Origin of the sequence: Actinomadura sediminis, assembly GCF_042675525.1 — a bacterium.
In the GTDB taxonomy this organism is placed as follows: Bacteria; Actinomycetota; Actinomycetes; order Streptosporangiales; family Streptosporangiaceae; genus Spirillospora; species Spirillospora sediminis.
Map to the genome: position 1 here is coordinate 1 of NZ_JBHTJA010000179.1, position 8,055 is coordinate 8,055.

Genomic DNA, 8,055 nt, shown 5'->3' on the forward strand with positions numbered 1-8,055 from the left:
CGCCGCTACCCGCCCGCCGCGGGCGGCGGGCCGAGCGCGGCGACGTCCTCGACGGCGCTGCGCGCGGCGGCCGGGTCGTGGACGCGGAACACGCGGGCGCCGAGGACGGCCGAGACTCCGAGCACGGCGAGCGTCCCGGCGCCGCGCCCGTCCACGGGACGGCCCAGGGTCTCCCCGATGAAGTCCTTGTTCGACACCGCCACCAGGACCGGCCAGCCGGTCGCGGTCAGCTCGCCGAGCCGCCGGGTGATCTCCAGCGAGTGCCGGGTGTTCTTGCCGAAGTCGTGGGCGGGGTCGATGAGGACGGCGTCCCGGCGCACCCCGAGGGACACGGCCCGCTCGGCCTCCGCGGTGACGTGCGCGACGACGTCGGCGACCACGTCGGCGTAGCTCGTCCGGTGCGGGCGGGTGCGGGGCTCGAGCCCGCCCGCGTGCGCGCAGACCAGGCCGATGCCGTGTGCGGCGGCGACCTCGGCGAGCCGCGGGTCGGGGCCGCCCCAGGTGTCGTTCAGCAGGTCGGCGCCGGCGGCCGCGACCGCCTCGCCGACCTCGGCGCGCCAGGTGTCCACGCTGATCACGACGTCCGGGTGGCGTTCCCGGACGGCCGCGACGAGGTCGACGACGCGGCGCAGTTCCTCGTCGACGCCCACGTCCTCGCCCGGCCCGGCCTTCACCCCGCCGATGTCGACGATGTCGGCGCCGGCCGCCACGGCCCGGCCGACCGCCTCCAGCGCCGCGTCGAACCCGTAGGTGGCGCCCTTGTCGAAGAACGAGTCGGGGGTGCGGTTGACCACCGCCATGATCGCGTGCGGGCCGAGCTCGCGCCCGTTCAGCCGCAGCGGCGTCGTTTCCGGAGAGCCCATGATGATCACAGATTCGCACACCCCCTGGCCGGGGCGCCAAGCGGTCCGCCGGGCGGGACGCGCGGGGCTGCGCCGGGCACTAGAAGCGAATTCGGTTCAAAAGCCGCCCTCGCTCGTCAGCGACCCAACGAGGTCGCTAACCTCATATGTCATGCTCGTTGCGGGATTGCGTCCCCGCGGTGGGCCGCCGACCCGGTGGTCGCGGCCCGGACCGAGCAGCCCCGACCGAGCAGCATGGAGGATCCGCTGACCAGGCGAGCACTCATCACCGGCATCACCGGACAGGACGGCTCGTACCTGGCCGAGCACCTGCTCGCGCAGGGGTACGAGGTGTGGGGTCTGGTGCGGGGACAGGCCAACCCGCACGTGTCGCGGCTGCGCAAGCACATCGGCGACGTTCAGATCACGACGGGCGATCTGCTCGACCAGGGCAGCCTCATCTCCGCGGTGGAGCGGGTCCAGCCCGACGAGGTCTACAACCTGGGCGCGATCTCCTACGTCCCGATGTCGTGGCAGCAGGCCGAGCTCACCGCCGAGGTGACCGGCATGGGCGTGCTGCGGATGCTGGAGGCGATCCGCGTGGTGTCGGGCATCAGCCCGTCCCGGACGCCCGGCCGCGAGCAGATCCGCTTCTACCAGGCGTCGTCGTCGGAGATGTTCGGCATGGTCCGCGAGACCCCGCAGAACGAGCGGACGCCGTTCCACCCGCGCAGCCCCTACGGGGTCGCGAAGAGCTACGGGCACTACATCACCCAGAACTACCGCGAGTCGTACGGCATGTTCGCGGTCAGCGGGATCCTGTTCAACCACGAGTCGCCGCGCCGGGGCGCCGAGTTCGTCACCCGGAAGGTGTCGCTGGGCGTGGCGCGCATCAAGCTGGGCCTGGCGAAAGAGCTGCGCCTGGGGAACCTGGACGCGCGCCGCGACTGGGGCTTCGCGGGCGACTACGCCCGGGCGATGCGGCTGATGCTCGGCCAGGACTCCCCCGAGGACTTCGTCATCGGGACGGGGCAGACCCAGTCGGTGCGGGAGCTGGTCGAGTTCGCGTTCGGCACCGCGGGCCTGAACTGGGAGGACTACGTCGTCCTGGACGCCAAGTACACCCGGCCCGCCGAGGTGGACCTGCTGTGCGCCGACCCGAAGAAGGCGCGGGAGCAGCTCGGCTGGGAGCCGGAGGTCACGTTCGAGGGCCTGGTCCGGATGATGGTGGAGTCGGACCTGCGCCTCCTGTCGGAGTCCGCGCGCCCCGAGGACGAGCCGTTCAGCCCCGACCACTGGTGACCTCTCCCCCGCGGTGACGCCCCGGCGCGGGCGCCCCGGACGGACGCGCCGTGCCCGCGGCGTGACACCATGCGAGCATGGCTGACGTCGCCGCGGACCCGGGGAACGTCCGGCTGGGCACCGGGCCGGGACGCTGGATCCTGCTCGCGACCGTCCTCGGGTCGGGCCTGGCGCTGCTCGACGCGACGGTGGTCAACGTCGCGCTGCCCGCCATCGCCGACGACCTCGGCGCGGACATCACGGGCCTGCAGTGGACGGTGAACGCCTACACGCTGACGCTGGCCGGGTTCATCCTGCTGGGCGGCTCGCTCGGCGACCGGTACGGGCGCCGCCGGATCTTCCTGGTCGGCGTGGTGTGGTTCGCCGCCGCGTCGGTGCTGTGCGCCGTCGCCCAGGACGTCGGGATGCTGGTGGTGTCCCGGGGGCTGCAGGGGGTGGGCGGGGCGCTCCTCACGCCGGGCTCGCTGGCGATCATCCAGGCGTCGTTCGCCGCGGACGACCGGGCGCGCGCGGTCGGGGCCTGGTCGGGGCTCGGCGGCATCGCCGGGGCCGTCGGGCCGTTCGCGGGCGGGTGGCTGGTGGAGGCGGCGGGCTGGCGGTGGGTGTTCGTGCTGAACGTGCCGCTCGCCGCGCTGATCGTGCTGGTCGCGGCGCGGCACGTGCCCGAGAGCGCCGATCCGGAGGCGGGCGGGCGGTTCGACGTGCTCGGCGCCGTCCTGGCGGCCCTCGCGCTCGGGGGCACGACGTACGCGCTGACCGAGGCGCCGAGCGGGCACGCGCGTCCGGCGGTGGTCGCGGCCGCCGGGTTCCTCGGCGCGGCCGCCGCGGCGGGGTTCCTCGCCGTGGAGCGGCGGCGCGGCCGGCGGCCGGGCGGGGACGCGCCCCGGCCGATGCTGCCGCTGGAGGTGTTCGGCTCCCGGCAGTTCTCGGCGGTCAACGCCGTGACGTTCCTGGTCTACGGCGGGATGGGCGTGATGTTCTTCCTGCTCGTGCTGCACCTTCAGGTCGTGGGCGGGTTCTCGCCGGTCGCGGCGGGCGCGGCGCTGCTGCCGGTGACGGCGCTGATGCTGCTGCTGTCGGCGCGGGCGGGCGCGGTCGCGCAGAAGGTGGGGCCGCGGTGGCCGATGGCGGCCGGGCTGCTGGTGGCCGCCGCGGGGATGCTGCTGGTCGGCCGGATCGGCGCGGGCGCGTCCTATGCCCGGGACGTGCTGCCCGCCGTGACCGTGTTCGGGCTCGGGCTGTCGGCGGTGGTGGCGCCGCTGACGGCGACGGTGCTGGCGACGGCGCGGTCCCGGCACGCGGGGGTGGCCAGCGGCGTCAACAACGCGGTGGCGCGGGCGGCGGGCCTGCTCGCGGTCGCGGCGATCCCGCCGCTGACCGGCCTGACCGGCGGCGCGCTGCGGGACCCGGACGCCTTCGCCGACGGGTTCGGCGTCTCCATGGCGGTGTGCGCGGCACTGCTGGCCGCGGGGGCCGTGCTGACGCTGCTGACCGTCTCCGACGGCGCGCTGCACGTCGCGGAGGGCCTGCACTGCGAACCGCAGGCGCGGAGCCACTGCTCGGTCGGTGCGCCGCAACTGCAGCCGGAGCCCGAGACCGTCCCCGACACGGGCGACGGCGGGCACGCCGAGGACGGGCACGCCCGGGAGCGGCGCGGGGGCGGACACGGGGGCGGACACGGGGGCGGGCCGGCGGACGGGCATGGGGACGGCGGGGGCGCGGGCAAGGCCGGGTGAGGCCGTTTCCGGCCCTGTTCCGGCGTTGTCGGGGACCGCGGCGGCGGGTTGGCATACCGTCGGGACATGAATCTGCGGCAGCTGCGCTATGTCGTGGCGACCGCCGACCACGGCACGATGACGTCGGCGGCCCAGGCGCTTTACGTCGCCCAGCCCGCGCTGTCGCGGGCCGTGCGCGAACTGGAGCGCGAACTCGGTCTCGAACTGTTCGCCCGCTCCGGGCGCGGCGTCGTCCTCACCCCGGTCGGCGAGCAGGTGGTCCGGCGGGCGCGGGCGGCGCTGGAGGCGGTGGACGCGATCGAGGGCCTGTCGGCGGCGCGGGGCCACCGGCCGGGCGCCGAGCTGCGCATCGCCACGACCGCCGCGCTGGAGCCGGAGCTGACCGGTCGGCTCGTCCCGCTCTTCGCCCGGGAGCAGCCGGCCGTCCGGATCCGGGTGGTGCGCTGCGCGGACGGCGCCGCGGTCGCCGCGGCGCTGCGCGCGGGCCGCGCCGACCTCGGTCTCGCCGGGCCGCCCGCCCCCGCCGATCTGGCCGCTCACCCGCTGACCTCGCGGGCCGTGCTGGCGCACCTTCACCGGCGGACGCCGCCCGCGGGCCGCGACTTCCTGGTGTTCGCCAGGGACGCCGTGCGGGAGCCCGGCGGGGAACCGGTGCGCGGGGCGCCGGGCGGCCGCGGCCGCTGACCGGCCGGGAGCCGGTGGACGGATGCCCCGGCCACGAGCGCGCCGTGGCCGAGGCGCCTTTCCGGCACCGTGCGCGGCGCGTCCTCAGGGCGCGCCGCCTGCGGGGCCGCCGGGGAGGTCGGCGGCGTAGGACTCCTTCACCACGTCGAGGTGGTGCCAGGACTCCCGGACCGTCACGCCGGGCACCGACCGCACCGCGTCGAGCACGGTGACCAGCTCGACGCGGGAGGCCGCCTCGGCCTGCCCCACGATGTCGTAGCGGCCGAATCCGGTCGCCACGTAGCGGACGCCGTCCAGTGCGGCGACCGCCTCGGCGGCCTTGCGCAGGCCGCCGCCGACCAGCAGGCCGAATCCGCCGAGCTCGGCCGCGCCGAGCGCCCGCGGGTCGGCGAGGCCGGTCACCTGGATGACCCCGGTCCGCATGAGCCGCACCACCCGGGCCCGGGTGGCCGCCTGCGACAGCCCGATGATGCTCGCGAGCCGGGTGTAGGGGGCGCGACCGTCGCGCTGGAGCTCCCGCAGGAGCCGCCAGTCGATGTCGTCGAGGGTGACCTCCCCGAGCTCCCGCACGACCGTGTGGGCGTCCCGCACGGTCGAGACGGAGCGGAACACCTCCGCCGTCCGCACTCCCGGGACGGACCGCAGGTGGTCCACCTCGGCGGCGAGGGCGGCGTCGTCCCTGGTGCGCACCTGGACGACCAGGTCGTGCGGGCCCGCGGTCAGCGCGGCGAAGCCGACGGCCGGGCGTTCGGCGACGGCCGCCGCGACCTCCCGCGCGGAGCCGTCCACGGTGACCGAGACGTGCCCGGTCGCCTCCGCGCCGACGACGGCGGCGTGCACGATGCCGACGACGCGGACGACCTCCGTTTCGAGAAGGTTCTGCACGCGTGCCCGCACGGCCGTGCGGGATAGCCCGACGCGATCGGCGAGCGCCTGGAACGTGGCCCTGCCATCCCGCTGGAGCTCGCGGACGAGCACGGCGTCGACCGCATCCAGCACGGCTGTCCTCCTCGACATGCGATGAATCGTTTTGCCAGCAACTGCAAGATCATTCCATTTCGGGACGGGATGACGTCAAATATTGATCTTGCTCGTGTTCGCCCTGCCCGGCGGCCGTCGAAGCGTCTGCGAGCGGTAGCGCGCGGTGCCGTTTTCGGCGTCGCGCGCCCCTCTTCCAACGTGCGAACGCCGCCGGAGGCATGAGCCGTCCGGCGGTCCCGGCGGCGGCCGCGCGGGACGCACACCGGCTCTCCACAGGGCTTCCCGGGACGCGCCCGGCGGGGCCGGGCCGGGATCGCCGCGCGCGGAACGGGAGCCTCCGCGGGGCGGGCACTGCGCGGCGCCGGGCGGTGCGGCGGGAGCGCCCCCGACGATGACGCGAACCGGGTCCAAGTGCGTGGCCTGCATGCGCCTCTCCCGGTGTTCTGATGTGACGCCCCTACGGCAGGACGGCCGTCCGCGCGAGGCACATGTAAGAAAAGTGCATCGGGGGCGCGATTACGTCAAGAGGTAACTTTACAGAGAGCTAAGCCTCACGTTGCACGACTTTCCCCATGTGCGGGCATCCAGTTCTGTTATGCCTGCAAGGCGGCAGGGAAACCGGGGCGGAAGGGCCGGACGCGCTCCGGGGACACAGGGTCATCACCCCTGGGTGCAGGCGTGCCGCCCGAAGGGACGGGTGCGTGTGCGGAGCATCGGGGGGTATGCCACACAATGTACGGTGGCCCAGCCACTTTCATCCTCGATTGGTGTGTTAGACAGCCGTGCGCCTGCTGAACGGTGAGCACTCCGCTCACGACCTCACCTACAACGACGTCTTCATGGTGCCCGGCCGCTCGTCGGTCGGCTCGCGTCTGGAGGTCGACCTGTCGACCGTGGACGGCAGCGGGACGACGATCCCGCTCGTCGTCGCGAACATGACGGCGGTGTCCGGCCGCCGGATGGCCGAGACCGTCGCCCGCCGCGGCGGCGTCGCGGTGCTCCCGCAGGACATCCCGGTGGAGGTCGTCGCCGAGGTCATCGGCTGGGTCAAGGGACGCGACCTGATCGTGGACACCCCGATCACGCTGGACCCGTCGAGCACCGCCGGGGACGCGCTCGCGCTGCTGCCCAAGCGGGCGCACAACGCCGTGATCGTCGTCGCCGACGACCGTCCCGTCGGCGTGGTCACCGAGGCCGACTGCCAGGGCGTCGACCGGTTCTCCCAGTTGCGCGACATCATGTCCCGCGACCTGGTCACGCTGCCCGCCGGGGTGGACCCGCGCGAGGCGTTCAACCGGCTGCACGAGCGGGGCCACCGGCTCGCGCCCGTCGTCGACGACGAGGGCCGCCTCACCGGCGTCCTCACCCGCACCGGGGCCCTGCGCGCCACCCTGTACGACCCGGCCGTCGACGGCCGCGGGCGCCTGCGCATCGCCGCCGCCGTCGGCGTGAACGGCGACGTCGCCGGGAAGGCGAAGGCGCTGCTGGAGGCGGGCGCCGACCTGCTCGTGGTCGACACCGCGCACGGCCACCAGGACAAGATGATCGCCGCGCTCTCCGCCGTCCGCGGTCTCGACCCGGCGGTGCCGGTCGTGGCCGGCAACGTGGTGACGGCCGAGGGCACCCGCGACCTGATCGAGGCGGGCGCCGACATCGTCAAGGTCGGCGTGGGGCCGGGCGCCATGTGCACCACCCGGATGATGACCGGCGTCGGCCGCCCGCAGTTCTCCGCCGTCCTGGAGTGCGCCGCCGAGGCCCGCCGCCTGGGCCGGCACGTGTGGGCCGACGGCGGTGTCCGGCACCCCCGCGACGTCGCGCTCGCGCTCGCCGCCGGGGCCGCCAACGTGATGATCGGCTCCTGGTTCGCGGGGACCTACGAGTCGCCGGGCGACTTGCAGCGCGCCGCCGACGGACGGCTCTACAAGGAGAGCTTCGGCATGGCGTCGGCGCGCGCGGTGCGGCTGCGCACCGCCGAGGACTCCCCGTTCGACCGTGCCCGCAAGGCGCTGTTCGAGGAGGGCATCTCCACGTCCCGCATGTTCCTGGACCCTCGGCGCCCCGGCGTGGAGGACCTGATCGACTCGATCGTCGCCGGACTGCGCAGTTCCTGCACCTACGCGGGCGCCCGCACGCTCGAGGAGTTCCACGAGCGCGCGACCGTCGGGGTCCAGAGCTCGTCCGGCTACGCCGAGGGCATGCCGCTGTCCACCAGCTGGTAAACGGACGCGTTCGGGCAGGTCAGCGGCCCGCGCTTTTCCGCGACACGCCGCGCGCGCTCCCCGTGCGCGCGGCGTGCGCGCCTGCACGCTCACCTGAGGACGCGGCAGGGGGACCGCGCCGGAAGGGGCGGAGAATGCGCGGCGGAGACCCGGACCGGGGACCGGCGGACGGACGCGCCCGGCTCGACGAACGCGGCCGGCTCGACGAACGCGGTCGGTCCGGCGCGTACGCGCGGCCCGGCGGGCGCGGGCGGCGCGGCGGGCGCGGCGCCCGCGGACGGAGCGCCGCGC

The 8,055-nt window shown here is 75.0% G+C and carries 6 protein-coding genes; 4 read left to right on the forward strand and 2 right to left on the reverse strand.

Translation table 11 applies throughout. The annotated features are described in order from the left end of the window. Positions 1–5: 5 nt before the first annotated feature. Positions 6–863, reverse strand: coding sequence for a dihydropteroate synthase (folP, locus tag ACFQ11_RS36410; RefSeq protein ID WP_378307280.1), 858 nt, complete (start codon positions 861–863; stop codon positions 6–8). Positions 864–1,109: 246 nt separating this feature from the next. On the opposite strand from folP, the gene ACFQ11_RS36415 reads away from it, so the two are divergent. From ACFQ11_RS36415 to ACFQ11_RS36425, 3 genes are all read left to right on the forward strand, one after another. Continuing rightward, the gene (locus tag ACFQ11_RS36415) at positions 1,110–2,144 is read left to right on the forward strand and encodes a GDP-mannose 4,6-dehydratase (protein ID WP_378307291.1); all 1,035 of its coding nucleotides are present in this window, start codon (positions 1,110–1,112) and stop codon (positions 2,142–2,144) included. Between the two features lie 77 nt (positions 2,145–2,221). Beyond that, a complete protein-coding gene (locus ACFQ11_RS36420) occupies positions 2,222–3,880 on the forward strand; it encodes an MFS transporter (protein WP_378307282.1) in 1,659 nt (552 codons plus the stop codon). A gap of 66 nt (positions 3,881–3,946) precedes the next feature. Beyond that, positions 3,947–4,564: a LysR family transcriptional regulator gene (locus ACFQ11_RS36425; protein WP_378307285.1), complete on the forward strand. Its 618-nt coding sequence runs from the start codon at positions 3,947–3,949 to the stop codon at positions 4,562–4,564. Between the two features lie 84 nt (positions 4,565–4,648). On the opposite strand, the gene ACFQ11_RS36430 is transcribed toward ACFQ11_RS36425, so the two are convergent. Continuing rightward, complete coding sequence (locus tag ACFQ11_RS36430) at positions 4,649–5,563, reverse strand: Lrp/AsnC family transcriptional regulator (protein WP_378307287.1); 915 nt, start codon at positions 5,561–5,563, stop codon at positions 4,649–4,651. Between the two features lie 764 nt (positions 5,564–6,327). Between ACFQ11_RS36430 and ACFQ11_RS36435 the strand changes: the two genes are divergently transcribed. Continuing rightward, complete coding sequence (locus tag ACFQ11_RS36435) at positions 6,328–7,764, forward strand: GuaB1 family IMP dehydrogenase-related protein (RefSeq protein ID WP_378307289.1); 1,437 nt, start codon at positions 6,328–6,330, stop codon at positions 7,762–7,764. Positions 7,765–8,055 lie beyond the last annotated feature (291 nt).

Coding starts and splice junctions, on each gene's coding strand:
- folP (WP_378307280.1), bottom strand. CDS start 863: ATGGGCTCTCCGGAAACGACGCCGCTGCGGCTGAACGGGCGCGAGCTC.
- ACFQ11_RS36420 (WP_378307282.1), top strand. CDS start 2,222: ATGGCTGACGTCGCCGCGGACCCGGGGAACGTCCGGCTGGGCACCGGG.
- ACFQ11_RS36425 (WP_378307285.1), top strand. CDS start 3,947: ATGAATCTGCGGCAGCTGCGCTATGTCGTGGCGACCGCCGACCACGGC.